This is a genomic window from Vitreimonas sp. (genome assembly GCF_035627415.1).
Classification (GTDB): Bacteria; Pseudomonadota; Alphaproteobacteria; order Caulobacterales; family Aquidulcibacteraceae; genus Vitreimonas.
The window spans coordinates 1-24543 of the sequence record NZ_DASPLU010000036.1; the positions used below are offsets into that span (position 1 = coordinate 1).

30 protein-coding genes are annotated in these 24543 nt (G+C 66.5%); 15 read left to right on the forward strand and 15 right to left on the reverse strand.

The window, feature by feature from the left end; genetic code table 11:
* Nucleotides 1-176: 176 nt before the first annotated feature.
* Nucleotides 177-1553, reverse strand: a complete 1377-nt coding sequence (gene radA, locus VEA80_RS18445; protein WP_325062257.1) for a DNA repair protein RadA — start codon at nucleotides 1551-1553, stop codon at nucleotides 177-179.
* A 76-nt stretch (nucleotides 1554-1629) separates the two neighbouring features.
* Here radA and VEA80_RS18450 point away from each other — a divergent pair, with 76 nt between their 5' ends.
* Both VEA80_RS18450 and VEA80_RS18455 read left to right on the forward strand, forming a co-directional pair.
* The gene (locus tag VEA80_RS18450; RefSeq protein WP_325062258.1) at nucleotides 1630-2322 is read left to right on the forward strand and encodes a UdgX family uracil-DNA binding protein; all 693 of its coding nucleotides are present in this window, start codon (nucleotides 1630-1632) and stop codon (nucleotides 2320-2322) included.
* A gap of 38 nt (nucleotides 2323-2360) precedes the next feature.
* Nucleotides 2361-3089 (forward strand): TMEM175 family protein, encoded by a 729-nt coding sequence (locus VEA80_RS18455; RefSeq protein WP_325062259.1) that lies wholly within the window; start codon nucleotides 2361-2363, stop codon nucleotides 3087-3089.
* A 114-nt stretch (nucleotides 3090-3203) separates the two neighbouring features.
* On the opposite strand, the gene VEA80_RS18460 is transcribed toward VEA80_RS18455, so the two are convergent.
* The 10 genes from VEA80_RS18460 to rpsF all read right to left on the reverse strand — a co-directional run bounded on the left by VEA80_RS18460 (nucleotide 3204) and on the right by rpsF (nucleotide 11751).
* Nucleotides 3204-3689, reverse strand: coding sequence for a hypothetical protein (locus tag VEA80_RS18460; RefSeq protein WP_325062260.1), 486 nt, complete (start codon nucleotides 3687-3689; stop codon nucleotides 3204-3206).
* Between the two features lie 3 nt (nucleotides 3690-3692).
* The gene (locus tag VEA80_RS18465) at nucleotides 3693-4454 is read right to left on the reverse strand and encodes an ABC transporter ATP-binding protein (RefSeq protein ID WP_325062261.1); all 762 of its coding nucleotides are present in this window, start codon (nucleotides 4452-4454) and stop codon (nucleotides 3693-3695) included.
* Nucleotides 4451-4852 carry an SMI1/KNR4 family protein gene (locus VEA80_RS18470; protein WP_325062262.1) on the reverse strand — a complete coding sequence of 134 codons (402 nt, stop codon included), beginning with the start codon at nucleotides 4850-4852 and terminating at the stop codon, nucleotides 4451-4453. Before VEA80_RS18470 ends, VEA80_RS18465 begins: the two co-directional genes overlap by 4 nt.
* Before the next feature lie 5 nt (nucleotides 4853-4857).
* On the reverse strand, nucleotides 4858-5577 hold the full coding sequence (locus VEA80_RS18475) for an ABC transporter permease (RefSeq protein WP_349257285.1): 720 nt from the start codon (nucleotides 5575-5577) through the stop codon (nucleotides 4858-4860).
* A gap of 50 nt (nucleotides 5578-5627) precedes the next feature.
* Nucleotides 5628-6731 carry an alanine racemase gene (gene alr / locus VEA80_RS18480; protein WP_325062264.1) on the reverse strand — a complete coding sequence of 368 codons (1104 nt, stop codon included), beginning with the start codon at nucleotides 6729-6731 and terminating at the stop codon, nucleotides 5628-5630.
* Nucleotides 6685-8163, reverse strand: a complete 1479-nt coding sequence (locus tag VEA80_RS18485; protein ID WP_325062265.1) for a replicative DNA helicase — start codon at nucleotides 8161-8163, stop codon at nucleotides 6685-6687. Before VEA80_RS18485 ends, alr begins: the two co-directional genes overlap by 47 nt.
* A gap of 258 nt (nucleotides 8164-8421) precedes the next feature.
* Nucleotides 8422-10353, reverse strand: coding sequence for a S9 family peptidase (locus tag VEA80_RS18490; protein ID WP_325062266.1), 1932 nt, complete (start codon nucleotides 10351-10353; stop codon nucleotides 8422-8424).
* Nucleotides 10354-10464: 111 nt separating this feature from the next.
* Complete coding sequence (rplI, locus tag VEA80_RS18495) at nucleotides 10465-11046, reverse strand: 50S ribosomal protein L9 (protein WP_325062267.1); 582 nt, start codon at nucleotides 11044-11046, stop codon at nucleotides 10465-10467.
* 13 nt (nucleotides 11047-11059) lie between these two features.
* Nucleotides 11060-11338 carry a 30S ribosomal protein S18 gene (gene rpsR, locus VEA80_RS18500; RefSeq protein ID WP_325062268.1) on the reverse strand — a complete coding sequence of 93 codons (279 nt, stop codon included), beginning with the start codon at nucleotides 11336-11338 and terminating at the stop codon, nucleotides 11060-11062.
* A gap of 2 nt (nucleotides 11339-11340) precedes the next feature.
* The gene (gene rpsF / locus VEA80_RS18505; RefSeq protein WP_325062269.1) at nucleotides 11341-11751 is read right to left on the reverse strand and encodes a 30S ribosomal protein S6; all 411 of its coding nucleotides are present in this window, start codon (nucleotides 11749-11751) and stop codon (nucleotides 11341-11343) included.
* A 207-nt stretch (nucleotides 11752-11958) separates the two neighbouring features.
* Between rpsF and VEA80_RS18510 the strand changes: the two genes are divergently transcribed.
* Nucleotides 11959-12651 carry an energy transducer TonB gene (locus VEA80_RS18510; protein ID WP_325062270.1) on the forward strand — a complete coding sequence of 231 codons (693 nt, stop codon included), beginning with the start codon at nucleotides 11959-11961 and terminating at the stop codon, nucleotides 12649-12651.
* 53 nt (nucleotides 12652-12704) lie between these two features.
* Nucleotides 12705-13034: a hypothetical protein gene (locus tag VEA80_RS18515; protein ID WP_325062271.1), complete on the forward strand. Its 330-nt coding sequence runs from the start codon at nucleotides 12705-12707 to the stop codon at nucleotides 13032-13034.
* 97 nt (nucleotides 13035-13131) lie between these two features.
* Here the strand turns inward: VEA80_RS18515 and VEA80_RS18520 are convergent, their stop codons facing one another.
* The gene (locus VEA80_RS18520; RefSeq protein WP_325062272.1) at nucleotides 13132-13998 is read right to left on the reverse strand and encodes an OmpA family protein; all 867 of its coding nucleotides are present in this window, start codon (nucleotides 13996-13998) and stop codon (nucleotides 13132-13134) included.
* Nucleotides 13999-14007: 9 nt separating this feature from the next.
* Nucleotides 14008-14703 (reverse strand): hypothetical protein, encoded by a 696-nt coding sequence (locus VEA80_RS18525; RefSeq protein ID WP_325062273.1) that lies wholly within the window; start codon nucleotides 14701-14703, stop codon nucleotides 14008-14010.
* Nucleotides 14704-14935: 232 nt separating this feature from the next.
* On the opposite strand from VEA80_RS18525, the gene fabD reads away from it, so the two are divergent.
* From fabD to VEA80_RS18580, 11 genes are all read left to right on the forward strand, one after another.
* Nucleotides 14936-15877 carry an ACP S-malonyltransferase gene (gene fabD, locus VEA80_RS18530; protein WP_325062274.1) on the forward strand — a complete coding sequence of 314 codons (942 nt, stop codon included), beginning with the start codon at nucleotides 14936-14938 and terminating at the stop codon, nucleotides 15875-15877.
* The gene (locus tag VEA80_RS18535; RefSeq protein ID WP_325062275.1) at nucleotides 15877-16395 is read left to right on the forward strand and encodes a DUF1697 domain-containing protein; all 519 of its coding nucleotides are present in this window, start codon (nucleotides 15877-15879) and stop codon (nucleotides 16393-16395) included. Before fabD ends, VEA80_RS18535 begins: the two co-directional genes overlap by 1 nt.
* 24 nt (nucleotides 16396-16419) lie before the next feature.
* Complete coding sequence (fabG, locus tag VEA80_RS18540; RefSeq protein ID WP_325062276.1) at nucleotides 16420-17160, forward strand: 3-oxoacyl-[acyl-carrier-protein] reductase; 741 nt, start codon at nucleotides 16420-16422, stop codon at nucleotides 17158-17160.
* A 120-nt stretch (nucleotides 17161-17280) separates the two neighbouring features.
* Complete coding sequence (locus VEA80_RS18545) at nucleotides 17281-17517, forward strand: acyl carrier protein (protein ID WP_325062277.1); 237 nt, start codon at nucleotides 17281-17283, stop codon at nucleotides 17515-17517.
* A gap of 15 nt (nucleotides 17518-17532) precedes the next feature.
* Entirely contained in the window at nucleotides 17533-18813 is a 1281-nt protein-coding gene (gene fabF / locus VEA80_RS18550) for a beta-ketoacyl-ACP synthase II (RefSeq protein WP_325062278.1), read from the forward strand.
* Nucleotides 18813-19877: an endolytic transglycosylase MltG gene (mltG, locus tag VEA80_RS18555; RefSeq protein ID WP_325062279.1), complete on the forward strand. Its 1065-nt coding sequence runs from the start codon at nucleotides 18813-18815 to the stop codon at nucleotides 19875-19877. The genes fabF and mltG overlap by 1 nt, the downstream gene beginning before the upstream one ends.
* Nucleotides 19878-19924: 47 nt before the next feature.
* The gene (locus tag VEA80_RS18560) at nucleotides 19925-20815 is read left to right on the forward strand and encodes a YicC/YloC family endoribonuclease (RefSeq protein ID WP_325062280.1); all 891 of its coding nucleotides are present in this window, start codon (nucleotides 19925-19927) and stop codon (nucleotides 20813-20815) included.
* Nucleotides 20805-21443, forward strand: a complete 639-nt coding sequence (gene gmk, locus VEA80_RS18565; protein ID WP_325062281.1) for a guanylate kinase — start codon at nucleotides 20805-20807, stop codon at nucleotides 21441-21443. The genes VEA80_RS18560 and gmk overlap by 11 nt, the downstream gene beginning before the upstream one ends.
* Nucleotides 21440-22090: a D-Ala-D-Ala carboxypeptidase family metallohydrolase gene (locus tag VEA80_RS18570; protein WP_325062282.1), complete on the forward strand. Its 651-nt coding sequence runs from the start codon at nucleotides 21440-21442 to the stop codon at nucleotides 22088-22090. Before gmk ends, VEA80_RS18570 begins: the two co-directional genes overlap by 4 nt.
* Nucleotides 22091-22097: 7 nt before the next feature.
* Nucleotides 22098-22382 (forward strand): type II toxin-antitoxin system ParD family antitoxin, encoded by a 285-nt coding sequence (locus tag VEA80_RS18575; RefSeq protein WP_325062283.1) that lies wholly within the window; start codon nucleotides 22098-22100, stop codon nucleotides 22380-22382.
* Entirely contained in the window at nucleotides 22360-22707 is a 348-nt protein-coding gene (locus VEA80_RS18580) for a hypothetical protein (RefSeq protein ID WP_325062284.1), read from the forward strand. Before VEA80_RS18575 ends, VEA80_RS18580 begins: the two co-directional genes overlap by 23 nt.
* On the opposite strand, the gene rsmA is transcribed toward VEA80_RS18580, so the two are convergent.
* A complete protein-coding gene (gene rsmA / locus VEA80_RS18585) occupies nucleotides 22700-23536 on the reverse strand; it encodes a 16S rRNA (adenine(1518)-N(6)/adenine(1519)-N(6))-dimethyltransferase RsmA (RefSeq protein WP_325062285.1) in 837 nt (278 codons plus the stop codon). The two genes, VEA80_RS18580 and rsmA, sit on opposite strands and share 8 nt — an antisense overlap.
* A complete protein-coding gene (gene pdxA / locus VEA80_RS18590) occupies nucleotides 23533-24540 on the reverse strand; it encodes a 4-hydroxythreonine-4-phosphate dehydrogenase PdxA (protein WP_325062286.1) in 1008 nt (335 codons plus the stop codon). Before pdxA ends, rsmA begins: the two co-directional genes overlap by 4 nt.
* Between the last annotated feature and the right edge of the window lie 3 nt (nucleotides 24541-24543).

Below are 24543 nucleotides of genomic sequence, written 5' to 3' on the forward strand. Positions count from 1 at the left end.
TCCCCCGCACGCGTCTCTGTCCAGCGTCGCCGCCGCGCCCGACGTCACGTGCGCCGACACGTCTTGATGCAACCCCCACGGCCCCGCACGCCCGCCCCCGCGCCGAACAGGACGTTCGCCGCGGCCGCAAGTGCTGCGCGCTCGGACCGCCGGCGTCGGGGCCGACGGATCCAGTCTCAAGCGTCGCCATCTGCGCCCAACGCCGCCGCCAAGTCGGCGATATGTCCGATCTGGCGCACGTTGACGCCGGCGGCGCCGTTCTTCTTTTGCGGCGGCGCGAAGGCGTGTTCGAAGCCGAGCTTCGCCGCTTCCTTCAAGCGCAAGTCAGTGCGTCCGGCCGGGCGCACTTCGCCGGAGAGCGCCACTTCGCCGAACACGACGCAATGCGACGGCAGCGCTCGGTCGACCAGCGCCGAAACCAGCGCCGCGGCCACAGCCAAATCGGCGGCGGGCTCGGTGATGCGGAGGCCCCCGGCGACGGAGAGATAGACATCGCGCCCCGAAAACGAGAGCCCGCACCGCGTTTCCAGCACCGCCAGGATCATGGCGAGGCGCGCCGAATCCCAGCCGACGACGGCGCGGCGCGGCGTGCCGTAGGCGGTCGGCGCCGCGAGCGCCTGGATCTCCACCAGCACCGGGCGCGAGCCTTCGACGCCGGCGAACACCGCAGCGCCCGACGGGCGGTCGCCGGCGCCGCCGAGAAAGAGCGCGGACGGATTCGGCGTTTCGACCAGGCCTTGCTCGACCATCTCGAACACGCCGATCTCGTCGGTAGGGCCGAAGCGATTCTTCACCGCGCGGAGGATGCGGAACGGCAGCCCGCGCTCGCCCTCGAAATAGATCACGGCGTCGACCAGATGCTCGACCACGCGCGGCCCGGCAATCTGGCCGTCTTTCGTTACGTGCCCGACCAAGATCAGCACCGAGCCGGACTTCTTGGCAAAGCGCACCAGTTCGTGCGCGCACGCGCGCACTTGCGCGACGGTGCCGGGCGCGGCTTCGACGCCGTCGGCCCACAGCGTTTGAATCGAATCGACGACGACGACATCCGGCTTCAGCGCTTTAAGCCCGTCGATGATTTTGCGGAGATCGGTCTCCGCGGCGAGACTGACGTTCGCGTCTGCAGATTTCAGCCGCCGCGCGCGGTCCTGCACCTGCGCTTCCGCTTCCTCGCCGGTGACGTACGCGACGCTCGCGCCGCCGCGCGCCAGCGAGGCCGCCGCCTGCAGGAGCAGCGTGGACTTCCCAACCCCTGGATCGCCGCCGATCAGGATCGCCGACGCCGGCACGAGGCCGCCGCCGCAGACGCGGTCGAACTCCGAGATGCCGCTCGCCAACCGCGCGGGGGGCTCGGCCTCGCCGGCGAGATCGACGAACGCCAAGCCCTTGCTCTTCTTGCCGCCCGTCGGCGCCGCGAACGCGCCGGGCACCACCGGCCGCGCCGCTTCCTCGACCAGCGTGTTCCACTCCCCGCAGGCTTCGCACTTGCCGGCCCACTTGGCCCAGATCGCGCCGCAAGACTGGCAGGTGAAAACGTGGTCGCTCTTGGCCATCGGCGAATCTCCCGGCGCCAGAGTACGGCCTTCGCCGCGCGCCGGAACCCATGCGCCGCCGCCGGCTTACAGAGAGATGCCGCTCGCGCCGCAAATCGAACCGCTGCATCCCAAGATCGCGCCAGGGGATCTGCCGGCGCGGCTGCAGCCGGTGGCCGAGCATCTGAAGGCGCCGAAGAATATCAAGGATCTGCGCCGCGCCATGGACGGCTGCCGCGAGTGCCCGCTCTGGCGCAACGCGACTCAGGCCGTGCCGGGCGAGGGCGATCTCAGCGAGCCGTTGCTGGCGCTGGTCGGCGAGCAGCCGGGCGATCAGGAGGATTTGGCCGGCCATCCGTTCGTCGGCCCGGCCGGGCGCGTGCTCGACAAGGCGCTGGAAGCCGCGCGCATTCCGCGCGCGGAAGTGTTCGTCACCAATGCGGTGAAGCACTTCAAGCACGAGCCGCGCGGCAAGCGCAGGCTGCACAAAAGGCCCGACCGCGGCGAAATCGAAGTGTGCCGCTGGTGGGTGAAGAACGAACTCGAATTGATCAAGCCGAAGCTCGTCGTGGCGCTGGGCGCGACCGCGGTGCAGTCGCTGTCGAACCACAAAGGCTCGCTCACCGCCGCGCGCGGCAGGACGTTCGAGACGCGCGAGGGCCAGCCATTGCGGGCGACGGTGCATCCCTCATTTCTGCTGCGCGTGCCGGACAAAGCGGCGAAGGAAGCCGAGTTCGATCGGTTCGTCGCCGACTTGAAATCCGCCGCCGCGGTGGCGCGCAAGCTTTAGTCTTGACGGCAGGGGCGGGCCGCTTTGATATTCAAAGCATGGCCGGCGTCCGCACACTCCATCCGTTGAAGGGCGAACGCGACTTCCTCTGGCGCGGCGGCAACCCGACGCGGGTGGAAGCGCTCACCGACATGGTGTTCGCCTTCGCGCTGACGCTGCTGGTGGTCTCCAACGCGCCGCCGTCCACGTTCGCCGAGCTGACCGATCTATTGTGGGGCTTTCCCGGGTTCGCGGCAGCGTTCGCCATCCTGCTGCTGATCTGGCATTCGCACTACATCTTCTTCCGCCGCTTCGCGTTGCAGGATGGCTGGACCACGACGCTCAATGCGGCGCTGCTGTTCCTGATCCTCTTCTTCGTCTATCCACTCAAATATTTGGCGACGATGCTGTCGGCGTTCGTCGCTTCGCTCGCCGCCGGCGCGCCGGAAGCGCCGTTCTCGATGGAAGAAGCGCGCAGCGCGCTGATGATGATGTCCGGCGGCTACGCTCTGGTGTTCGCGATGTTCGCTGCGCTTTACGCGCATGCGGTTGCGAATGCGGACCGGCTCGAACTCTCGCCGCGCGAGCGGCAGCTGACGCGCTTCGGGCTTTGGCAGCAGCTGGTGCATGTGACCATTGGCGGCGCGGTCGTCGCCGCGGCGGCGGTGTTGCCTCTGTTCTGGGCCCCGTTCGCGGGCTTCCTTTATTTCTTCATCGGCCCGCTCATGTTCGTCGGCGGCGTCGTGCTCGCGCCCGATCCGAAGCCGGCGCCGACGCCGGGCATGTGAGCGCTGATTGAAGCATGTGCATCGCAACAGTCGCGTATATGGGCCCCGGACTGCTCGCTTCGCGAGCCTCTGGGGATGGGTGAGTTCTTGCCTGAAGGAGAAGCGCACGAAGCTTCAGTAGAGGATGTCTTCGACGCTCCAGTATCCGTTCTCGCCGACGGCGGCGCCGGGAAAGCGCGCGCAGTCGATCTGCAGCCAACGGCCGCGCTTGGAAATGCGTCCAGGCGCGTCGCCGTTGGGCGGGGTGACGCCATCGGCGCCATCCGGCCAGAACTCCTTCTCTTCGTACGGGTCGTCGATCCACGCGCGAAATTTGAGTTCGCCGCCCACCTGAAGTTCGGCGCGAACCCAGCAGCTCTCGTGGACGCTCAATTCGATGACGCCGTCGCCTTTGTCCGAAGTGAAGAAGAGGCGTGCGCCGGATCGGTCGTCTTCCCGAACACGCCAGATGCGGCCATTGGCGTCGCCTGTGAACTCGACAGGATCAGAGACCCAGTTCGAGAGCGTGGCGATCAGGTTGATGGCGCACTGGCGCAGATCCCAGCCGTACTGTTCGTTATCGGTGTAGTGCGGCGCACGCTGCGGCGGAGCGGCGCGCATCGATCACACCACAGCCCGAATCGGCCCATCCGCCCGGCCGGCGACGAACTGTTCGACCATCGCATTGCCGCTCGCATCGAGCGAAGCGGTCGGGCCGCGCCAGACGATCTTGCCGTTGTGCAGCATGGCGATTTCGTCGGAAATTTTGCGCGCGCTCGGCATGTCGTGGGTGATCGAGACGGCAGCGCAGCCGAGCTCCTTCACCATCTCGACAATGAGATCGTTGATGGCGTCGGCCGTGATCGGGTCGAGGCCGGTGGTCGGCTCGTCGAAGAAGAGGATGTCGGGCTTGGCGATGATGGCGCGGGCGAGGCCGGCGCGCTTCTGCATGCCGCCGGAAAGTTCGATCGGACGGACGTCGGCGAAGTCGGGGGCGAGCCGCACCTTGCGCATCGCTTCGACCGCGCGGTCGCGGGCTTCGCTGCGGTTCACTTTGTCGGCGTAGAGCAGGCGAAAGGCGATGTTCTCCCAAACGCTGAGCGAGTCGAACAACGCCCCGCCCTGGAACAGCATGCCGAACTTGCGCATCACGCGCGCGCGGATTTCCGCCGGCATTTTGGTGACGTCGGCGCCGTCGACCAGCACCTGGCCGCTGTCGGGCTTCATCAGCCCGAGCGCGCATTTCAGCGTCACCGATTTGCCCTGGCCGGAGCCGCCGATGATGACGAGCGAACGGCCGGCGGCGACGTCGATGTCGACGCCGTCGAGCACTTGGCGGCCGCGAAGCCTTTTCCTGATGCCAACGAGTTGGAGTTTGGCGGTCATTCCTTGAACCCTGTGGGATTCTTCAGAAACTCACTGAACGTATCGGCGCAATGCAGGAGGTATTGCCGCTCCATGCCGATCATGGGCGCTTCGACAATTGCGCCATTTGCAACCCAATCAAAGCCAAAGGCTTCGCCACCGCCATTGCCGCCGAACAACAACAGTTCGTCCGTCTCCTCGAAAGGGGTATGACGTACGTAGTCCTTGCTCCAGGTGGCAACGTCTTCGATCTTCCAGATACGAAGATATTCTTTACCGATGAAGCCTTCCCCGCCGTTCGACGTTCGCATGAATGTTAGATAGTCGTGGGGTAGGTCGCAGCCGATCTCAGACAGTAGGCGCTGGATCACTTCTTCGGAGGCGCCCGCTTCCAAGCGGAACTCTGAGCCGAGATTCATCGCGCTCACTCCACGAAGAACGCGGTGATGAGGTAGTTCACCGCCAGGATCAGTACGATGGAGCCCACCACCGCGTTCGTGGTGGCGCGGCCGACGCCGAGGGCGCCGCCGGAGCTGTTGTAACCTTGATAAGCGCCCATCGCCGCGATGATGAAGCCGAACACGGCCGCTTTGATGAGGCCGAGGATTACGTCCTGGTTCTCGAGGAAGTTGAACGTGTTGCGCAGATAGGTCGCGCCGTTGAAGTCGAGGCTGTTCACGGCGACGAGATAGCCGCCCATGACGCCGATGATGTCGGCGACCATCACCAGGAGCGGCAGCGTCAGAGTTGCGGCCAACACGCGCGGCGCGATCAGGAATTTGAACGGATCGGTCGAAAGCGTCGTCATCGCGTCGAGTTGTTCGGTGACGCGCATGGTGCCGATCTCGGCGGCGATGCCGGCGCTGACGCGGCCGGCGAGCATCAGCCCCGCGAGCACTGGGCCGAGCTCACGCGTGATGCCGAGCACGACGATGTTCGGCACGAAGCTCTCCGCATTGAAGCGGGCGCCGCCGACATAGATGTTGAGCGCGAGCGCCGCGCCGATGAAGACGGCCGTCAAGCCGATCACCGGCAGCGAGAAATAGCCGATCGCCATGCACTGGCGCAGGAACTGGCCGAGGAAGAAGGGCGGCGCAAAGCACGAGGCGGCGGCGCGTCCGGTGAAAGCGGAGAAGCGGCCGATTTCGGCAAGCACGCCGATCGTGCCGCGCCCGATAGGTGCGAACGGATTGATCACGCGCGCACCCCAGTCTTGCGCACCGTCCCGGCGAATGTCGTCAGGATCTCGTACGACGCCGTGCCCGCGCGCGCGGCGATGTCGTCGAGCGGCGCGTTGGGGCCGAGAAATTCGACCATGGCGCCGGGCTGCGCTTCGGCGCAGCCGGTGACGTCGATGATGATGAGGTCCATCGAAACGCGCCCCAGAATTGGGCGCTTAGCGCCCCCCAGAACGCCATAACCGCGCCCGCCGAGCGAACGCAAGTAGCCGTCGGCGTAGCCGAGCGCGACGGTTGCAGTGCGCATCTTGCCGGGCGCGGCGAAGGTCGCGCCATAGCCGAACGTTTCGCCGGCGACCACATGGCGCACCTGCAGAATGGGCGCTTCGATGGTCGCAGCGGCGGCGAGCGTGGGGTTGTCGGCGTCGAGACCGCCCGAGCCGTAAAGGCCGACGCCTGGGCGGATGAGATCGAAATGGTACTCCGGCCCCATCAGCGCGCCCGCCGTCGCCGCGAGTGAGCGCGGGGCCTTCGGAAAGAGAGTCGCCGCGTCGGAGAAGCGTTTCAGCTGCATCGCGTTCATGTCGTGCGGCAAGTCCGAGCCGCAGGCGAGATGGCTCATCACCAGCGCGAGCGAAACGTCCTTCAAGGCGACCATCGCCGCGGTCAGCTCCTCAGGGCCGACGCCGAGGCGGTTCATGCCGGTGTCGATGTGGAGGCCGGCGGGCCCGCGCGCGTCCCACAATTTGATCTGCGCCAGGGAATTGAGGATCGGCGTCAGCTTCGCTTCGGCGAAGCGGGCGACGTCCGTTTCGCTCGGCCCGTTGAGGACGAAGATCTGCGGCCCCTCGCCAAGCGCTTTGCGCACCAGCGCGGCTTCGCCGAACGTCGCGGTGAAGAAGACGCGCGCGCCGGCCTGAGCGAGCGCGCGCGAAGCGCCGACGGCGCCCAGCCCATACGCGTCCGCTTTCACCACCGCGGCCGTCGCCGCGTTCGGCGCGCGTTTCCGGAAGAAGCGCCAGTTCTCTACGATCGCGGCGTGATCGACGCGGATGCGCGCGAGGCGGGGCGGCTCACGTGCGGGCGGAGAGGTTGCCGAATCTGGTGTAGCGGCTGTCAAAGAAGAGCTTCACTTTCCCGATCGGACCGTGACGCTGCTTGCCGATGATGACTTCGGCCTGGTTGCGCACTTCGTCCACCTGCCGCATCCACGCGATGTGCTCGTCGGTGCCCTCGCGCGGCTCGGCGCGCTCTAGATAATAGCTTTCGCGGTACACGAACAGGACCGAGTCTGCGTCCTGTTCGATCGAGCCGGATTCCCGGAGGTCCGAGAGCTGCGGCCGTTTGTCCTCGCGGTTTTCGACCTGGCGCGAGAGCTGCGAGAGGGCGATCACCGGCACTTTCAGGTCCTTCGCCAGCGCCTTCAGCCCTTGCGTGATTTCGCTGACCTCCTGCACCCGGCCGTCGCTGCCCTTCTTCGAGCCGGTGACCAGCTGGAGGTAGTCGATGACGATGCAGTCGAGCCCGCTGGTGCGCTGCAGCCGGCGCGCGCGCGCCTGCAGCTGGGCGATGCCGATGGCGCCGGTTTCGTCGATGTGCAGCGGCAGTTTTTGCAGGTTCACCGCCTCGTCGGCCAGGCGCTCGTATTCCTGTTTCGAAATCTTGCCGCGGCGAATGCGGTCGGACTCGATTTCGGCGGCGTCCGAGAGAAGGCGCGTCGCCAGCTGTTCGGCCGACATTTCGAGCGAGAAGAAGGCGACGATGCCGCCTTTGGTCTCGGGCTTCGCGTCCTCGGGCGCGCGGTCGTATTCGAGTTTGTTCTTGGCGATGTTGAAGGCGATGTTGAGCGCGAGCGAGGTTTTGCCCATCGATGGGCGCCCGGCGAGGATCATCAGGTCGGACGGGTGCAAGCCGCCGAGCATGCGGTCGAGGTCCTCGAAATTGGTGGCGAGGCCGGAAACGTCGGTCTTGCTTTCGTAGGCGGCGGCGGCGGTTTCGATCGAGTGCGCCAGCGCGCGCGAGAACGGCGAGAAGCCCGCCGATGCGGCGCCGCTTTCGGCAAGCGAGAAGAGCGTGCGTTCGGCTTCTTCGATGATGTCCTTGGCGTCGTGATCTTCGGGCGGGTTTTCGGCCAGGTCCGAGATCACGTTGCCGACGCGGATGAGTTCGCGCCGCAGCGCCAGATCGTAGATGAGATCGGCGTAGGATTGCGCTTGCGCCGAGAGCGGCGCGGCGACCTCCATCAGCTTCATCAGATAGACGGCGCCGCCGATCTCCTTGATGCCGCCGTCGCGGGCGAAGCGCTCCTTCAGCGTTACCCCGTCCGCGAGTTCGCCGGCGGCGATCAGGTCCTGACAGGCCTGGAAAATGCGGCCGTGCACCGGATCGTAGAAGTGCTTGGCCTGAAGGTTCGCGTTGATGCGATTGTAGGTCTCATTGTCGAACAGGATCGCGCCCAGGAGGCCCTGTTCGGCTTCGAGGTTGTGCGGCGCGACGCGCGGCTGCGGGGCAGGCGCGGGCGCGGCAAGGGGCAGGGCTTGCTGGGTCGACATCGCCGGCAAGATGATCCGATTCGCGCGCGCATTTGTTTACGCGCCGAAACCTTGACCGCGGTTTTTGGTGAGTCGTCCCCGGCTCTTTGTTGTTGACCCGGAATGACGAGTCGGCCGCCCAACCCATCCCCGGGGCGGCGCGAAGCGGCGAACCCGGGACCCATAAACACGGAGGCCGAAAGGCATAGCGCCTCCGCTCGACGCACACGTGTTTATGGGCCCCGGAATGCTCGCTTCGCATTCGTCCGAGGATGGGTGTCAGTTCGCCGGCGCGCCCCGCAAATGCTGCTCCAAGAACCTCAGATACGCCTCCTGCGCGGTGATGCGGTTTTCCTTGCGTAGGAAGCCGTGGCCTTCGTCGGGGAAGATCACGTACTCGACCGGCACGTTGTTGGCGCGCACGGCGGCGACGAGTTCGTCGCTCTCCACCTGCAGCACGCGCGGATCGTTCGCGCCTTGGATGACGAGCAGCGGCTTGCGGATGTTGCCCGCATGGAAGAGCGGCGAGATGCGGCGATGGCGGTCCGCGTCGGTCGCGGGATCGCCCATTTCGTCGTAGAGCGCTTCGCGGAAGCTCTCCCACCAGGGCGGGATCGAAGTCAGCGTGCGCGACCAGTTAGTGACGCCGAAAATGTCGATGCCAACGTCGAACACGTCAGGGCGGAACGCCAGCGCCGCCGCGACCATGTAGCCGCCGTACGAGCCGCCCATAATGGCGATGCGGCTGTCGTCGACCCAATCGAGCGATTGCAGGTAGGTACGCGCGTAGACGATGTCGTCGAGATCGACTTCGCCGTGCCGGCGGTTGTCCATGTTGAAGAAGGTCTTGCCGTAACCGGACGAGCCGCGGTTGTTGGCGGCGAGCACGGCGTAGCCGTGGTTCACCAGATGCTGGACCATCGCCGAATAGCCGCGCCGGCTCTGCCCGCCTGGGCCGCCGTGCACGAGCACGATGGCTGGCGCGGGGGTCGAGGCGCTCGCCGTGCGCGGGCGATAGAGGATGCCCGGGATTTGCAGGCCGTCGAAGCTCGGATAGCGAACGAGGCTTGCTTCCACGAGCAGCGTTTCGTCGATCTCGGGATTGAGCGCGTGCGTCAGGCGCGTGGCGGCGCCGGTCGAGAGCGGCGCGGTGAAGATGTCGGACGGCGAAGTGTCGGAAGCCACCGTGAAGGCGATCCTGGTTTCGTCGCGGTTGAAGCGCACCTGCGCCAGATCGCCGGCCGGGACGCCGGTGAGGCTGATGGGCTGACGGGTTTGCGTGTCGAGGATCGTCACTTCGGTCGAAGCATCGGCGTTCACGGCCGAGACGCGGTAGCGCCCGCTCGGCGAGTGGACGACGAACATCACGTCCCACTCGGCCTGGATCAGCGGCGTCTTCTCGCCGGAAGCCAAGTCATAGCGCCAAGCCTGGTTGTATTCGCCATGCTCGTCGGTGGCGTAGATCAGCGCGGCGTTGTCCGGCGTGAACTCGTAGACGCCGTAGCTGATATTGCCGGTGTGCTCGGTGATCAGCCGCGGCTCGCGCGCGGCGCCGCTCGCGCGCAGATCGACCAGATAGAGATTGCTGTCGGCAGTCGTGCGCGGGCGCACCAGCGCGAGCCAGCGCCCGTCGCGGGAGACGTCGGCGATCTCCATGCCTGGATTTTCGTAGACCAGCCGGCGCTGATACGAAGTCGCGTCGTATTCGTAGAGGTCGAACACCTGTTCGTTGCGTTCGTTCGAGGTGACCCAGAACGCGCCGCCGTCGCTGCGCCAGGCGAGGAAGCTCGCTTTGACGTTCTCGCCGGGCGTGATGTCGCGCAACGTGCCGTCGCGTTCGCGGACATAGAGGTGGTCGAGTTCGTTGCCGCCTTCGTCGGCGCTGACCAGCGCGCGCTCGTCATTCGGGAAGTACGAGACCGCGAATGTCGCGTTGGTGGTCGAATTCGTCAGCGCCACGGGCGCGCCGCCCTCGATCGACAGCGCGTAAGTATTGAACACGCCGCTCGAGTCATTGGCGGTGAGGATGAAGCGGCCGTCCGGCGAGAAGCCGAAGCCGGCGGGCGAACTCATCGCGAAGGACGTCGTCTGGAAAAACGCCGCCGCCGAATAGGTCTGGTGCGCGGGCGCCTCGGCTGAAGGCGTGCTTGCGCATGCGGCGGTGAAGCCAAGCGCTGCGCTGGCGAGCAAGAGGCGGCGTCTATCGATCATGTAAGTGTCCCTCCGTCGGCGCGATGTTAGCGCCAGAGCGCGGGCCGTGGAAAGCAAAAGGCCCGCGCACCGGTGAGATGCGCGGGCCCTAAACTTTGGATGCGTTGCGGATTATTCCGCGCGCGCGCCCGGTTCGTTGGTGATCGACGCGGCGGCCAATTCCTTGGCGGCGGCTTCGACCTGCGAGCGTTCGGCTTCGATCGCCGAGGCGATAACGTTTTCGCCGCGCGCCTGGCGCTCGGCTTCGTCGGCAGAACGCGCCACGTTGACCTTCACCGTCGCCGACACCTCCGCGTGCAGGCGCACGCGGACGTCATAGACGCCGATGGTCTTGATCGGCTTGTCGAGCACGACCGCGTTGCGATCGATCTTGCCGCCGGCTTTGGCGATCTCGTCGGCGATATCGCGCGAGGAGACCGAGCCGTAGAGCTGGCCGGCTTCGCCGGCTTGGCGGATCAGCACGTACGAGGAGCCGTCGATTTTGCCGCTCGCCTTTTCGGCGGCAGCCTTGGCTTCCGCGTTGCGCGCTTCGAGCTCGGCCCGGCGGGCCTCGAACACCTTGCGGTTGGCTTCGGTGGCCCGCAACGCCTTCTTCTGCGGCAACAGGAAGTTGCGCGCATAGCCGTCGCGCACCTTCACTTCTTCGCCGAGAGCGCCGAGATTTTCGACGCGTTCAAGCAGGATGACTTGCATTGCTTCGTCCTCCTTACTGAACGGCGAACGGCAGCAGAGCGAGTTCGCGCGCGAGCTTGATCGCGCGCGCGAGTTCGCGTTGCTTCTTGGCGGAAACGGCGGTGATGCGCGCCGGGACGATCTTGCCCTTTTCGCTGATGTAGCGCTGGAGCAGCTTCACGTCCTTGTAGTCGATCTTCGGCGCGGCGGCGCCGGAGAACGGGCACACCTTGCGCCGGCGGCCGAACGGGCGGCGCGCCGGAATGTTCGAGATGTTGAACTTCGGGGCGCCTTTGGCTTGCTTCTGGGCCATAATTATTCCTCCCCGCCTTCAAATTCGCCGCCGCCGCCTTCTTCGCCATCGCGTCCGCCTTCGCGGCGCGAACGGCGGCGCTCGTCGCGGTCGCGGCGGGCCAGGATCGGCGACGCTTCCTCGTCGAGTTCTTCGACTCGGATGGTCTTGAAGCGCATGACGTCTTCGTTGATCCGCAGGCGCCGCTCCAATTCGTGCACGGCGCTCGCCGGCGCATCGATGTTGATCAGCGCGTAGTGGCCCTTGCGGTTCTTCTTGATCCGGTAGGTCAGGTTGCGGAGACCCCAGTACTCGGTCTTGGTGGTCGCCCCGCCGAGTTCCTTGATAGTCTTGGTGATGTCCTCGACGAGGGCATCGACTTGCTGCGGCGAGATTTCCGGCCGCGCAATCAGCACGTGTTCGTAGAATGCCATATTGTCCTCTTCCCAGGACCCGCGGCGCCCTGGCCCTGGAAGAGCCGCTCCCGAAGGGGCGGACGAGCCAAAACGATGGACCCCGGGCGGCGGATGCCCCCGGGGCCGCGGATCGCGAAGGCGCGGACCTAAGCGAAACGATGGGGAAAAGCAAGCTCTGGGCTAGGTGGCCGTACGCCTTTAAGCTGCCGAGGCAGGAGGGGCCAGATGCGACCACTTTGGCAAGCGGCGGCGTTTGTGGGCCTCGTGGCCGCAACGGGCGTGGCGATGGCCCAGCAAGCTGGACCAGCGCCGATCACCGAACCGGTTTGGCTGACCGAGCCGCCGCAGGCCCAATTCCATTATCCATTCTCGACCAGCGAATACCAGGCGCGTGTTCCGCTCCAGTGCAGGGTGGAACGGGATACTTTGGCCCACTGCGAGGCGCCCAGCGGCGTCGCAGAGAATTTCCGTGCTGCCGCGATAGAGGCGGCGTCTCAGGCGCGCATCGCGGCGCAAGACGGCGGCGGCGCACCGACCGATGGGCGTCCTATCGCCGTCATGGTCCGATTTCCGACGATGCCGCTCCCAGTGGCCGTCGACCCGCCGCCAGCGCCGCCCAATCTGCCAGTGGTGACCAGCCCCACCTGGCTGCAGCGCCCAACGGCGCAGGACTTCGTGCGCTACTATCCGAGCGAGGCGCTACGCCAAGGCGTTAACGGCGAGGCGCTGCTGGAGTGCATCGTCGGGCACGACGGACGGCTCACTTGTGTGATCGTCTCAGCAAGTCCAGAGGGGGCGGGCTTCGAGCAGGCCGCGCTTCGGGTGTCCCGCCATTTCCGGATGGCGCCTATGACGCGCGATGGACAGCCCACGTCTGGCGGACGCGTGCGGATCCCGATCCGTTTTTGGGCTGAGTGACGATGCGGTCAGTGATCCCTTTGTGCGCGGCGCTGGCAATCGCATTCGCGCCAATGGCGGCGTCAGCTCAGGCGGCGGCGGAGCCAAAAGCGGCGGCAACGACGACAACGGGCGGCGGCTTTTGGACACAACAGCCGAGCGGCGCGGACCTGGAACGCCACTATCCCTTCTTCGCCTTGTTCTTCGGCGTGCGTGGACGCGCCGTTCTTCTCTGCGTTGTGCAACGGGACGGCAGCCTGGCCGACTGCGATATCGAGTCCGAAGAGCCAGAAGGCTGGGGCTTCGGGCAGGCAGCGGCTGAGATTACCCGCTACTTTCGCGCCGATCCGCGCTTGGCCGGCGGTTATGTCCGCGCGCCGGTGCGTTTTGAAGTCGCCGAATAGGGCGTCACTGACTGAGCGGAGGAGACGGCGCGGCGCTCGCCTTTGTCTTGGGGGTGGTGGACGCCGTCTCCTCCGGTCGTTTCCCTTTCGGGAAGCTCTAGCTGCGCCGTCTGATCTCGACGCGGCGGTTGAGTTGTCGGCCCTCTGCGGTCGCGTTGGTCGAAACCGGTTCGCTCTCGCCGCGGCCGACCGCATTGATGCGCTCGGTCGCGACGCCGTGGGCGACGAGCCAGTCCACGACGGCGCGGGCGCGCCGCTCGGAGAGATCCTGATTGTAGGCGTCCGCGCCGATCCAATCGGTGTGGCCTTCGATGTCGATCTGCATCAACGGATCAGCCTGCATCCTCGCCAGCAGCGGCTCGAGAATGGCGTCCGCCTCGGGGCGCAGCGTCGCGCGATCGAAATCGAACAGCACGTCGTCGAAGGTGATCAGCGGCGGTTCGCGCTCGGGTTCAGGTTCGGGCGGCGGCGCTGGCGCCGTGCTGATCAGGCGCACGCCGGGACATGGCGTGCCGGCGCGCTCCATAGCGGCCTGGACCTCATCGTCGAGGCACAAGAGCTGCACCGCTGCATCGCGATAGCCGAGCGCGTAGAGTTCGCGGGCGTTCTTGAGCCGGCGGCAGCTGCGGTCCTGCCAAGTGGTGGCGAACGAGACGCCGAAGCCCGCCGCTTGCACGCCGAACACGCGCGAGCCCATGCAGGTATCGTGCGACGCCACGAGCGGGGCGGCGTAGGCGGTGGCGACGGGCGTGCGCGCCGAGGTGTAGGCAATCTCGCGCGTGCCGATCAGGCCGGCTGTTTCGTAGTCGCCATTTGAGGAGCGCAGCGGCGCCTCGCGCGCCCTATCGCGGTGCGGTTCGTCGACCGCGGTGTCGTCGGCCCAGTTTTCCTCCGCCAGCGCGTGTGTGTTCGCTGCGCCGACGAACAGCGTGGCCAGCACCGAACCTAGCGTGCGCGCGTACATTCGGAGCGCTTAGCGGCCGAAGAACGAACGGCGGCGCTCGCCGCGCGCAGGTTCGGAGTCTGTCGCCAGCGAAGCTTGCTGCGTCTCTCCCGGACACGGCGTCCCGGCATTGCTCATGGCTTCGCGCACGTCGTCGTCGACACACAGCAGCGCGACGGCGGCGCGGTCGAAGCCCATGGCGGCGAGTTCGCGCGAGTTCTTGAGCCGCTGGCAATTGCGGTCGCGCCAGGTGGTGCCGACGGAAACGCCAAAAGCCATACCCTGCGCGCCGACCGAGCTCGAGCCCATGCAGGTGTCTTCGGTGGCGATCACCGGCGCGGCGTAGGCGGTTGCGGCGGGGATTTCGGTGGCGCGGCCGTCGCGTCCATCGCGGCCGTCGCGTCCCGCCTCGCCGTTCTGGCCATTCTGCCCGTTCTGGCCATTCGCGCCATTCGAGCCGTTTTGGCCATTCGCTCCGTTCTCGCCGTTCGATCCGTTCTGGCCGTTCACCCCGTTGGCGCCATTCTGCCCGTTGGCGCCGTTCTGTCCGTTGGCGCCGTTCTGGCCGTTTTCGCCGTTCTGTCCGCCGTAGGTGTTGTGATGGTGGCTTCCGGTCGCCATCGCTTCGCTGGTGAGCGCGACGGCGGCGAGGCACAGCGGTATCGCTGCGAGGCGCAGGCTTCGCATCGTGTGGTCCCCCTGGAAGTGCGCGAGCGGCGAGCGCACGCACGTTGCTTCCCCCAAGACCCGAGACTCACTCCGTTGCATCTCGCGTCCGCTGTCAATGAGCGGCGGTATAATTCGAGTTCATGCATTGCTGGCGCCGCGCGCGAGCGCAACGCGTGACGGGCCGTGCGGACGCGGAGCCATTGCTGTGGAGAAGCTTCGCGCGGCGAGGACCCAAGCGGCTTTGCGGACGCGATTGTCGCACAAGCGTCGCTGAGCTAAGTCGCAGCGTATGACCATCGCTTTCATCTTCCCCGGCCAGGGGAGCCAGACACCCGGCATGGGCAAGAACCTTCACGACGCCTTCGCCGCGGCGCGTGAGGTGTTCCAGGAAGTGGACGAGGCGCTCGGCGAGAAACTCTCGCGTCTCATCTTCGAAGGGCCCGCCGACGATCTCACGCTCACGGCCAACGCTCAGCCGGCGCTCATGACCGTGAGCCTTGCCGCGATGCGCGTGCTGGAGCGCGAGTTCGGCGCGCCGGTCGCCAAGGCGGCTTATGTCGCCGGGCACTCGCTCGGCGAATATTCGGCGCTTGCCGCAGCCGGCGCGCTGACGATCAGCGACGCCGCGCGGCTCTTGCGCACGAGGGGCAATGCCATGCAGGCCGCCGTGCCAGTGGGTGAAGGCGCGATGGCGGCGCTGATCGGCAAAGTCGATGTGAAGCTGGCCGAGGAGATCGCCGAAGCGGGCTCGAGCGCGGGCGTCGTCGTGGTCGCCAACGACAACAATGTCGGCAACGTCGTGATCTCCGGTTCGAAGGCGGGCGTCGACGCCGCCTTGGCCGCTGCGAAGGAGCGGGGCGCGCGCGCCATTCCGCTCAATGTTTCCGCGCCGTTCCATTCGCCGCTGATGCAGCCGGCGGCGGCGGCGATGGCGGAAGCGCTCGCGGACACGCAGATTTCGCCGTTCAATCCCGCCGTCGTCGCCAACGTGACGGCGCAGCCGGTGCATGAGCCGGCCTTGGTGCGGAAGCTGCTCATCGAGCAAGTCACCGGCCGCGTGCGTTGGCGCGAGAGCATCGAATGGATGGCGACCGGCGGCGGGGTCGCACGTTTCGCCGAGGTTGGAGCCGGCAAACAGCTTTCCGGGATGGTCAAGCGCAACGCGCCGGACGCGGAGGCGGTCGCGCTGAACGAGCCGGCGGACCTGGAAGCGTTCGCGAAGAGCGTTTGATGCCGCGCCAAGTCGCGCTGCTTCGCGGCGTCAATCTCGGCAAGCGTAAAGTGGTGATGAGCGAACTGCGCGCCGTCATCGAAGCGGGCGGCTACAGCGATGTGCGCACGCTGATCGCGAGCGGCAATCTCGTTCTGGACGCCAAGCAGAAAGGCCCGAAGCTCGAGGCGGCGCTGGAAAAGCTCATTCTCGACGGGCTTGGGCTGAAGACCGACGTGTTCGTCCGCACCGCCGATGAGCTGGATGCGATCATCGCCGCCGATCCGTTCAAGGCGTTCACGAAGACGACGCCGTCCTTCATGGTGGTCAACTTCATGCGCGAAGCTGCGAGCGCCGCCGAGATGGAGGCGATGAAGACGAGCTCGCTCACCGGCGAAGACGTCAAACAAGGCGAGCGCTGCCTCTACATCAAGTTTCCGAGCGGGCAGGGTCCGTCGAAGCTGAAGCTTCCAAAGCTCGGGACGGCGCGTAATTGGAACACGGTGCTGAAGCTTGCGGCGGCCGCCCGCGGCGAATAAGCCGGGCCGGCAAGAGGAACCATCATGTTTGATCTCACGGGAAAAACTGCGCTGGTCACCGGCGCTTCCGGCGGCATTGGCGGCGCAATCGCCAAGGCGCTGGCCGCGCGAGGGGCGCGGGTTGCGCTCTCGGGAACCCGGGTGGAGGCGCTGGAGAAGGTCCGCGCCGAACTCGGCGGCGATCATCCAATCACGCCGTGCAACCTCTCCGACGCCGCGGCGGTCGACGCCCTGATAGGCCAGGCCGAGCAAGCGCTGGGCGGGCGGCTCGACATCCTCGTCGCCAACGCCGGCATCACCAAGGACGGCCTCTTGCTGCGGATGAAGGACGAGGACTTCCAGAACGTCCTCAAGATCAATCTGGAGAGCTATTTCCGCCTCTCGCGCGCGGCGCTGAAGACGATGATGAAGAACCGCTGGGGCCGGATCATCGGCATCACCTCGGTTGTGGGCGTCACCGGAAACCCCGGACAGGCGAATTACGCGGCCTCCAAGGCTGGCATGATCGGTTTCACCAAGGCGCTGGCGGCCGAAGTCGCGAGCCGCAACGTCACCGCCAACTGCATCGCCCCCGGCTTTATCGCCTCGCCGATGACGGACGTGCTGAACGAAGCCCAAAAGACGGCGCTGCTTGGAAAAATCCCCGCCGGCCGTCTTGGCGAGGGCTCTGATGTCGCAGCCGCCGCGGTTTACCTGGCCAGCGAGGAGGCCGGCTACATGACCGGCCAGACGTTGCATGTGAACGGCGGCATGGCCATGATCTGAGGAGCGGCCCTGCACCCATGGCGGTGAAAAGGGCTTGCCTAGGACCGTTCCAGTGGCCAAAAGGCCGCTCACAAGCGTTCTTCGGAGCGTGACCAATTTTTCAGCACCAGCGAGGCGTGCATGTCGGAAGTTTTTGAGCGCGTGAAGGCTATCGTGATCAAGCATCTCGAAGCGCCGCCGGAAAAGGTGACCGAGAAGGCTTCCTTCATCGATGACCTGGGCGCTGACAGCTTGGACAATGTCGAGCTGGTCATGGCGTTCGAAGAAGAGTTCGGCATCGAGATCCCGGACGACGCCGCCGAGCACATCCAAACCGTCGGCGACGCGGTGAAGTTCATCTCGGAGAAGCAGGGCTAAGCCCTGCGCACGCGCATGCGGCGCGTCGTCATCACAGGCATAGGGCTCGTCACCCCACTGGCCGCGAACCGCGAAGCCACGTGGGAGCGATTGCTCGCGGGCAAGTCCGGCGCGAACCGGATCGAACACTTCAAGGTGGACGATCTGCCGTGCCGGATCGCCTGCATGGTGCCGCGAACGGACGGCCGCGCCGGCGGCGCCGGCGACGAACACGCGTTCAACCCCGACAACGTCATGTCGGCGAAAGAACAGCGCCGCATCGAAGACTTCATCTTGTTTGCGATCGCCGCCGCCGACGAGGCGGTGGCCGATAGCGGCTGGAAGCCTGCCGACGACGAAGCGAAGAACCGCACCGGCGTTCTGATCGGCTCCGGCATCGGCGGCATCGAAGCGATCGGCAACACCGCTCTGCAATTGGAGAAGGACGGCCCGCGCAAGATTTCGCCGTTCTTCATTCCGAGCGCGCTGATCAATCTGGCGTCGGGACAAGTCTCCATTCGTCACGGTTTCCGCGGACCCAACCACGCTGTGGTGACGGCATGCGCCACCGGCGCGCACGCTGTCGGCGATGCTGCGCGTCTCATCGTGCACGGCGATGCGGACGTGATGGTCGCCGGCGGCGCCGAAGCGGCGGTCGGCCGTTTGGCGATGGCCGGCTTCTGCGCCTTGCGGGCGCTTTCGAGCGGCTTCAACGAAACGCCGGAACGGGCTTCGCGGCCCTATGACAAAGACCGCGACGGCTTCGTCATGGGCGAGGGCGCCGGCTGCCTGGTGCTCGAAGAGTACGAGCACGCCAAAGCGCGCGGGGCCAAAATCTACGCCGAAGTCAAAGGCTACGGGCTCTCCGGCGACGCCTATCATATCACCGCCCCGTCCGATGACGGCGACGGCGGCTTCCGCGCCATGACAATGGCGTTGAAGGACGCCGGCATGTCGCCGAGCGACATCGATTACGTCAACGCGCACGGCACCTCGACGCCGCTGGGCGATGAAATCGAGCTGAAAGCGGTCGAGCGCCTGTTCGGGAACGCCGCCGGGAACCTGTCGCTGTCGTCGACCAAGTCGGCGATCGGCCATTTGCTTGGCGCCGCGGGCGCGGTGGAGGCGGTGTTCTGCGCGCTGGCGATCCGCGACGGCGTGGTGCCGCCGACGCTGAATCTCGACAATCCGTCGGTCGAGTCCGCCATAGATTTGACGCCGCTAAAGGCCAAGAAGCGGCCGGTGAAAGCGGCGATGTCGAATTCGTTCGGATTCGGCGGCACCAACGCAGCCGTGATCCTGACAGCGGTGGATTGATGGCCCGGTTTGAACCTCGCCGCAGCGGCGGCGGGTTTGGCTCCTTTCTGTTTTGGACTGCGGTTGCCGGCGGCGCGGCGCTCCTTTTTGCAGCCGCGTTTTTCTATAGCGCGGTCACGCGGCCTGGCCCGTCGACCCAGGAAACCGCGTTCGTGGTCGAGCGCGGCGCCAACGGCGCTTCGATCGCAAGCGCGCTGCAGGAACAGAACCTCGTCACGGATGCGCTTCTGTTCCGCATCGCCAACCGCATCTACTCCAACGGCGAGCCGTTGCAGGCGGGCGAATACAGCATCCCCGCGGGCGCTTCGGTGAAGCAGATCGTCGAGATGATCTCCGGCGGCGATGCGCTGCAGCATGCGATCACGTTTCCCGAAGGCATCACCATCGACGGCGTAATGCGTATTCTGGAAGAATCCGACGTGCTCACCGGCGAAATGCCGGAGGCGCCGCCGGAAGGCTCGATCCTGCCGGACACCTATCACGTTCAACGCGGCATGACGCGCGCGGCTTTGCTGCAGCAGATGCGCGAGGCGCACGACCGCGCGGTTGAGGAAATTTGGGCGCGGCGCGCCGAGAATTTGCCGATCAGCACGCCGGAAGAGTTCGTCACCTTGGCGTCCATCGTCGAACGAGAAACGGGCATTGCTTCGGAGCGGCCGCTGGTCGCCGCCGTGTTCGTGAACCGGCTGCGCCGGCCAATGCGGCTCGAAACCGACCCGACCATCATCTACGGCGTCTGCAAAGTGCACCCCAACCGCTGCCGCGATGGCCGTCTGGTCGACGCGCAGGGCAACCGGCGCACCATCCGCGCCAGCGAGATTGCGCTCGACACTGGCTACAACACCTATCGGATCGACGGCCTGCCGCCGACGCCGATCTCCAATCCGGGCCGGGCCGCGCTCGAAGCCACGGCCAACCCGGCCGACTCGCGCGCGCTCTTCTTCGTCGCTGACGGCACCGGCGGGCATATCTTCGCCGAGACGCTCGATGAGCATAACCGCAACGTCGCCCGCTGGCGGGTGATCGAGCGCGAGCGACTGGCGGCCGAACGGGCCGGACGCTGATCCAAGCCGGGGATGCGCCGCGTGCGATTCCCTTGTAAGCAGCCTCAATGACTATTTCGGGCATGACAGGGTTCGCCCGCGCTGAAGGCGAACACGCCGGCCATCGTTGGATTTGGGAGCTCAGAAGCGTCAACGGGCGCGGGCTCGATCTGAAGCTGCGCTTGCCGCAAGGGTTCGACGCGCTCGAGCCGCCGGCGCGCGCGGCGGCGAGCGCCAAATTCAAGCGCGGTTCGCTGCAGGCGACGTTGACGCTCGCGCGGGATCTCGCTGCGCCGCCGCCGATGAAGATCGACTTCGCCCTGGTCGAGCGGCTGATCGGCGCCGGCGAGGCGCTGGTGCGCGAGGGCAAGGTCGAGAAGCCGCGTTGGGACGGGTTGCTGGCCGTGCGCGGCGTGGTGCAGACCGAGGAAGCCGCGGTGATGAGCGAGGAAGAGCGCGCGGCTTTCGACGATGCGCTGCTCGCGGGTTTCGCGATCGCGCTCGAAAGCCTTGCCGCGGCGCGCCAGTCCGAAGGCCGCGCGCTCGCTGGGATCTTCAGCGACGCCGCCGATCGCATGGACGCGCTGATCGCCGCCGCACGCGCATCGGCCGCCGCCGCCCCGTCCGCAGCGCTCGAACGCATCCGCCAGCGCCTCGAAGCGCTCTCGCCCGAGATCAAGCTCGATCCGGCACGCGTGGCCCAGGAGGCCGCGATCGCCGCGACCCGCGCCGACGTGCAGGAGGAGCTCGAACGTCTTGCTGCGCACGCGGTCGAGCTGCGCGCGCTGATCACCAAGCCCGAGCCCGCTGGCCGCAGGCTCGATTTCCTGAGCCAAGAACTGACGCGCGAGGCCAACACATTGTGCTCGAAATCCGCCGATCTCGAACTCACGCGTATCGGCCTCGATCTCAAGACCGTGGTCGATCAGATCAAGGAGCAGGCCGCCAATGTTGAATGAGAACGTCGCGCGGCGCGGCCTCATGTTCGTGCTGTCGAGCCCGTCCGGCGCCGGCAAATCGACGCTCGCGAAGAAGCTGCTGGAAGCTGACGACAACATGTCGCTCTCGGTTTCCGCCACCACGCGACCGCCGCGGCCGAGCGAAGTCGACGGGCGCGAATACAAGTTCATGCAGCGCGAGCAGTTCGAGGAAATGGCCGATCGGGGCGAGTTTCTGGAGCACGCGATGGTGTTCGGCAATCATTATGGCACGCCGCGCGCGCCCGTCGAAGCGATGCTGATCCAGGGCCGCGACGTGCTGTTCGACGTCGATTGGCAGGGCGCGCGCGCGCTGCGTGCGGCCGAGCCGCAGGACGTGGTCGGCATCTTCATCCTGCCGCCGTCGATGGCCGAATTGGAGCGGCGCCTGCGGGCGCGCAACGAAGACAGCGAAGACGTGATCGCAAGGCGCATGGCCCGTTCGCTCGACGAGATCAGTCACTGGGAGGAGTACGATTACGTGCTCGTCAACACGCTGCTCGAACAGACCTTGGGGCAGATCAAGCAGATCCTCGCCGCCGAGCGGTTGAAGCGGCAGCGGCAGATGTGGCTCGCTCTGCACGTCGAGCGGCTGAAGCGGGGCGTGTGACGGTGCGTTGGCTGGCCGCGCTCGCGCTGCTGCTGCTGGCGTCGTGCCTTGCCGTGCGCGACCTGGTCGACGATCGCGCTTACTTCGAGCGCTGGGTCGCGGCGACGCCGGAGCGCGCCGCCGCGTTTTCGCGGTTCGAAGCGCAGCTGCAGGCGGCGAATGTCGGCGACGTCGTCCCAGCCTATCAGCTCTGGATGGTCGACCAGCTCCGTCCCGAGTGCGCCCCCGAGCGCTTTTGGATTCCGCCGGAAGAAGAATGGTCGCGGATTGTGCCGGCGCTCGTTTTCATTCGCGATCATGTGCGGCCCGTGATCGGCGAGGTGCGCGTCGTGTCCGGCTATCGCGCGCCCGAGTTCAACGCCTGCATCCGCGGCGCGCCGCAGAGCGCGCACAGGCAATACCAGGCGCTCGATCTCGTGCCGCTCAATCGGGCGTTGACGCGGGAGAGGCTGATCGAGCTGCTCTGTCCCGTCCACGCCGCCGCCGGCGCGCAAGCGAATGTCGGCCTCGGCATCTATGCCGGCGTGCGCTTCCACATCGACGCGCGCGGCTTCCGCGGCTGGGGATCGAATTACCACCGCACGACGTTTCCGTGCGACGGAGCGCGAAGGGCAGACCTAGACGACGGCGGCCATGGTGCTACTTAGTCACACCATGACCGTGAAGACCTCGATCTCGCTGACCGATGCCCAGGAGGCCTATGCCCGAAAGCTGGTGGAGGAGGGCCGGTATTCGAGCCTGAGCGCGGTGTTGCAGCAGGGCCTCGAGATGCTTCGCTTGGAGACAGAGGCGAAGGAAGCCGAAGCCGCCGCACTCAAGGCGCTGTTGATGGAGCGCGCGCAGGGCCCGTTTGTCTCGATGGATGAAAGCGATGCCGAGATCGACGCGATGCTGAAGCGCAAGCGAGAGCAGTGTCTTGGCCAAACGCGAAAGGTATAGCGTCGAGCGCAGCGCTGCCGCCGAACGCGACCTTGATGCGCTTTTTGACTTTCTGCTCGCAAGTTACATGCATTTTGGCGACACGCTCGAATGCGCATTCGATCGAGCCAGCGCGCGAATAGAGCGCGTAAAAGCCGAACTGCGTGCGCTCGAAAATGCGCTGCATCCTGACATGCTGCCCGGCATGCGCAGTGTCACTAAGGATCGCGCGATTTACTACTTCACCGTCGATGACAGTGCACATGTCGTCCGCGTGCTCGCAATTTTCTTTGGCGGACAGGATCACCAGCGGGAAATGCTGAAACGCCTGTTCAAGCTCAGCTAGAGCGCTGGCGCCAAGCATCCGCGAGCCGGCGGAAGCCGGCCTGATCAATCTCTTCCGCGCGCGCGGTCGGCTCGATACCCGCCGCGCGCAACACGTCTTCCGCATCCGGCGTCAGCGCGCGCAGCGCCGCGCGGAGCATCTTGCGGCGCTGACCGAACGCGGCCGCGGTGACGCGCTCCAAAGCATCGAGATGCGGGTAGGGATCGGCGCGGTCCCTCAACGTCACGATGGCCGACGCGATCTTCGGCGGCGGCGTGAACGCGCGCGCCGGGACCGTGAACTCGAGCCGCACGTCGCAGCGCGCCTGCGCCAGAACGGCGAGACGGCCGTAGGCGTCGCTGCCCGGCTTGGCGACGATGCGCTGCGCCACTTCCTTCTGGAACATGAGTGTCATGTCCCCGCGCCAGGCGCCGGCTTTGAGCCACTTCACCAGCAGCGGAGTGCCGACATTGTACGGTAGGTTGGAGATGATGCGCGCCGCCGCCGGCGCTTCATGCAGCAGCCTCTCCTCGTCCGCCGCCAGCGCGTCGCCATGAACGATGCGGAGGCGGCCACCGCTCCATTCGATCAAGGGGTCCAGCAGCGGCAGGAAACGCGCGTCTTTTTCGATCGCGGTGACGTGCGCGCCGGCTTCGAGCAAGGCGCGCGTCAGGCCGCCGGGACCGGGGCCGACTTCGATCACCGCCTGACCGGCAAGATCGCCGGCGGTGCGCGCGATGCGGCGGGTGATGTTGAGATCCAGCAGGAAGTGTTGGCCGAGGCCCTTATTGGCCCACAGGCCATGCGTCTCGAGTTCGTCACGCAGCGTCGGCAACTCGTCGGCGTTCATGCGCGCGAACGGCGCTCGGCCATCTCCCAGGCGAGCTTCAGCGCAGCGCGGAAGCTGTCGGCGCGCGCAACGCCTTTGCCGGCAATGTCGAAGCCGGTGCCGTGATCGGGCGATGTGCGGACGATGGGCAGCCCCAGCGTGACGTTCACCGCGTCCCAGAAGTGCAGCGTCTTGATCGGGATGAGACCCTGGTCGTGATAGAGCGCGATTACGCCGTCGTAGCCGCGGCGCGCGTCTTCGTGGAAGAGCGCGTCGGCCGAGCGCGCGTCGCTCACAGTCCAGCCTTCGCTACGCAGCTGCGCGGCGGCCGGGTTGATCGTCTCGATCTCCTCGCGTCCGATGTGGCCGTCCTCGCCCGCATGCGGGTTGAGGCCGCAGAGCGCGATGCGCGGCGCGTCGACGCCAAAGTCGCGCCGCAACGCCTGACCGAGCACGCGTCCGACCTTGACGATGCGCTCTCGTGTGAGCGCTTTCGGCGCCTGCGCCAGCGGCGTGTGGATCGTCGCCAGCGCCACCTTGAGGGTCGCGCCCGCGAGCAGCATCACAGGGCCGCGCTCTTCGGCCCATTCATCCTTTTCGGTCAGGTGCGCGATGAATTCGGTGTGGCCGGGGAAGCCGAAGTCGGCGGTGTGCAGCACGGCCTTGGCGATCGGCAGTGTCACCAAGGCGGAGGCGCCGCCGCTGCGCACGGCGTCGACGCCCTGTTTGATCGCTTCGATCTTGGCCTGCGCGTTGACTGGGTTCGGCGCGCCTGGCGTTTCCTCCATCGCCAGCGGCACGTGCAGGACGTCGAGCGCGCCGTCCTGCGCCGCGGCATCGGCGGCTTCGGTGACGACGTTGAGCGAAGGTTTCGGCGCGCCGATGCGGGCGCTGGCGCGCGCGAAGGCGTCTGGATCGCCGACCAGGAAGAAGGGCGGCGCGCCCTCGCGCTCGGCCCAGACGCGCGCGGCCAGTTCGAGGCCGATCCCGGCGGGATCGCCCATCGAAACGGCCAGCGGCTTCATCGC

Excerpts from the sequence above, each read along its gene's own strand:
- VEA80_RS18575 (WP_325062283.1), top strand. The coding sequence starts at position 22,098 with ATGACCGTGAAGACCTCGATCTCGCTGACCGATGCCCAGGAGGCCTAT.
- VEA80_RS18465 (WP_325062261.1), bottom strand. The coding sequence starts at position 4,454 with ATGACCGCCAAACTCCAACTCGTTGGCATCAGGAAAAGGCTTCGCGGC.
- VEA80_RS18520 (WP_325062272.1), bottom strand. The coding sequence starts at position 13,998 with ATGTACGCGCGCACGCTAGGTTCGGTGCTGGCCACGCTGTTCGTCGGC.
- rsmA (WP_325062285.1), bottom strand. The coding sequence starts at position 23,536 with ATGAACGCCGACGAGTTGCCGACGCTGCGTGACGAACTCGAGACGCAT.
- VEA80_RS18460 (WP_325062260.1), bottom strand. The coding sequence starts at position 3,689 with ATGCGCGCCGCTCCGCCGCAGCGTGCGCCGCACTACACCGATAACGAA.
- VEA80_RS18470 (WP_325062262.1), bottom strand. The coding sequence starts at position 4,852 with ATGAATCTCGGCTCAGAGTTCCGCTTGGAAGCGGGCGCCTCCGAAGAA.
- VEA80_RS18485 (WP_325062265.1), bottom strand. The coding sequence starts at position 8,163 with ATGTCGACCCAGCAAGCCCTGCCCCTTGCCGCGCCCGCGCCTGCCCCG.
- gmk (WP_325062281.1), top strand. The coding sequence starts at position 20,805 with ATGTTGAATGAGAACGTCGCGCGGCGCGGCCTCATGTTCGTGCTGTCG.
- VEA80_RS18450 (WP_325062258.1), top strand. The coding sequence starts at position 1,630 with ATGCCGCTCGCGCCGCAAATCGAACCGCTGCATCCCAAGATCGCGCCA.
- rpsF (WP_325062269.1), bottom strand. The coding sequence starts at position 11,751 with ATGGCATTCTACGAACACGTGCTGATTGCGCGGCCGGAAATCTCGCCG.
- radA (WP_325062257.1), bottom strand. The coding sequence starts at position 1,553 with ATGGCCAAGAGCGACCACGTTTTCACCTGCCAGTCTTGCGGCGCGATC.
- fabD (WP_325062274.1), top strand. The coding sequence starts at position 14,936 with ATGACCATCGCTTTCATCTTCCCCGGCCAGGGGAGCCAGACACCCGGC.
- VEA80_RS18490 (WP_325062266.1), bottom strand. The coding sequence starts at position 10,353 with ATGATCGATAGACGCCGCCTCTTGCTCGCCAGCGCAGCGCTTGGCTTC.
- VEA80_RS18535 (WP_325062275.1), top strand. The coding sequence starts at position 15,877 with ATGCCGCGCCAAGTCGCGCTGCTTCGCGGCGTCAATCTCGGCAAGCGT.
- VEA80_RS18560 (WP_325062280.1), top strand. The coding sequence starts at position 19,925 with ATGACTATTTCGGGCATGACAGGGTTCGCCCGCGCTGAAGGCGAACAC.
- fabG (WP_325062276.1), top strand. The coding sequence starts at position 16,420 with ATGTTTGATCTCACGGGAAAAACTGCGCTGGTCACCGGCGCTTCCGGC.
- pdxA (WP_325062286.1), bottom strand. The coding sequence starts at position 24,540 with ATGAAGCCGCTGGCCGTTTCGATGGGCGATCCCGCCGGGATCGGCCTC.
- VEA80_RS18510 (WP_325062270.1), top strand. The coding sequence starts at position 11,959 with ATGCGACCACTTTGGCAAGCGGCGGCGTTTGTGGGCCTCGTGGCCGCA.
- VEA80_RS18455 (WP_325062259.1), top strand. The coding sequence starts at position 2,361 with ATGGCCGGCGTCCGCACACTCCATCCGTTGAAGGGCGAACGCGACTTC.
- mltG (WP_325062279.1), top strand. The coding sequence starts at position 18,813 with ATGGCCCGGTTTGAACCTCGCCGCAGCGGCGGCGGGTTTGGCTCCTTT.
- fabF (WP_325062278.1), top strand. The coding sequence starts at position 17,533 with ATGCGGCGCGTCGTCATCACAGGCATAGGGCTCGTCACCCCACTGGCC.
- rpsR (WP_325062268.1), bottom strand. The coding sequence starts at position 11,338 with ATGGCCCAGAAGCAAGCCAAAGGCGCCCCGAAGTTCAACATCTCGAAC.
- rplI (WP_325062267.1), bottom strand. The coding sequence starts at position 11,046 with ATGCAAGTCATCCTGCTTGAACGCGTCGAAAATCTCGGCGCTCTCGGC.
- VEA80_RS18515 (WP_325062271.1), top strand. The coding sequence starts at position 12,705 with ATGGCGGCGTCAGCTCAGGCGGCGGCGGAGCCAAAAGCGGCGGCAACG.
- VEA80_RS18545 (WP_325062277.1), top strand. The coding sequence starts at position 17,281 with ATGTCGGAAGTTTTTGAGCGCGTGAAGGCTATCGTGATCAAGCATCTC.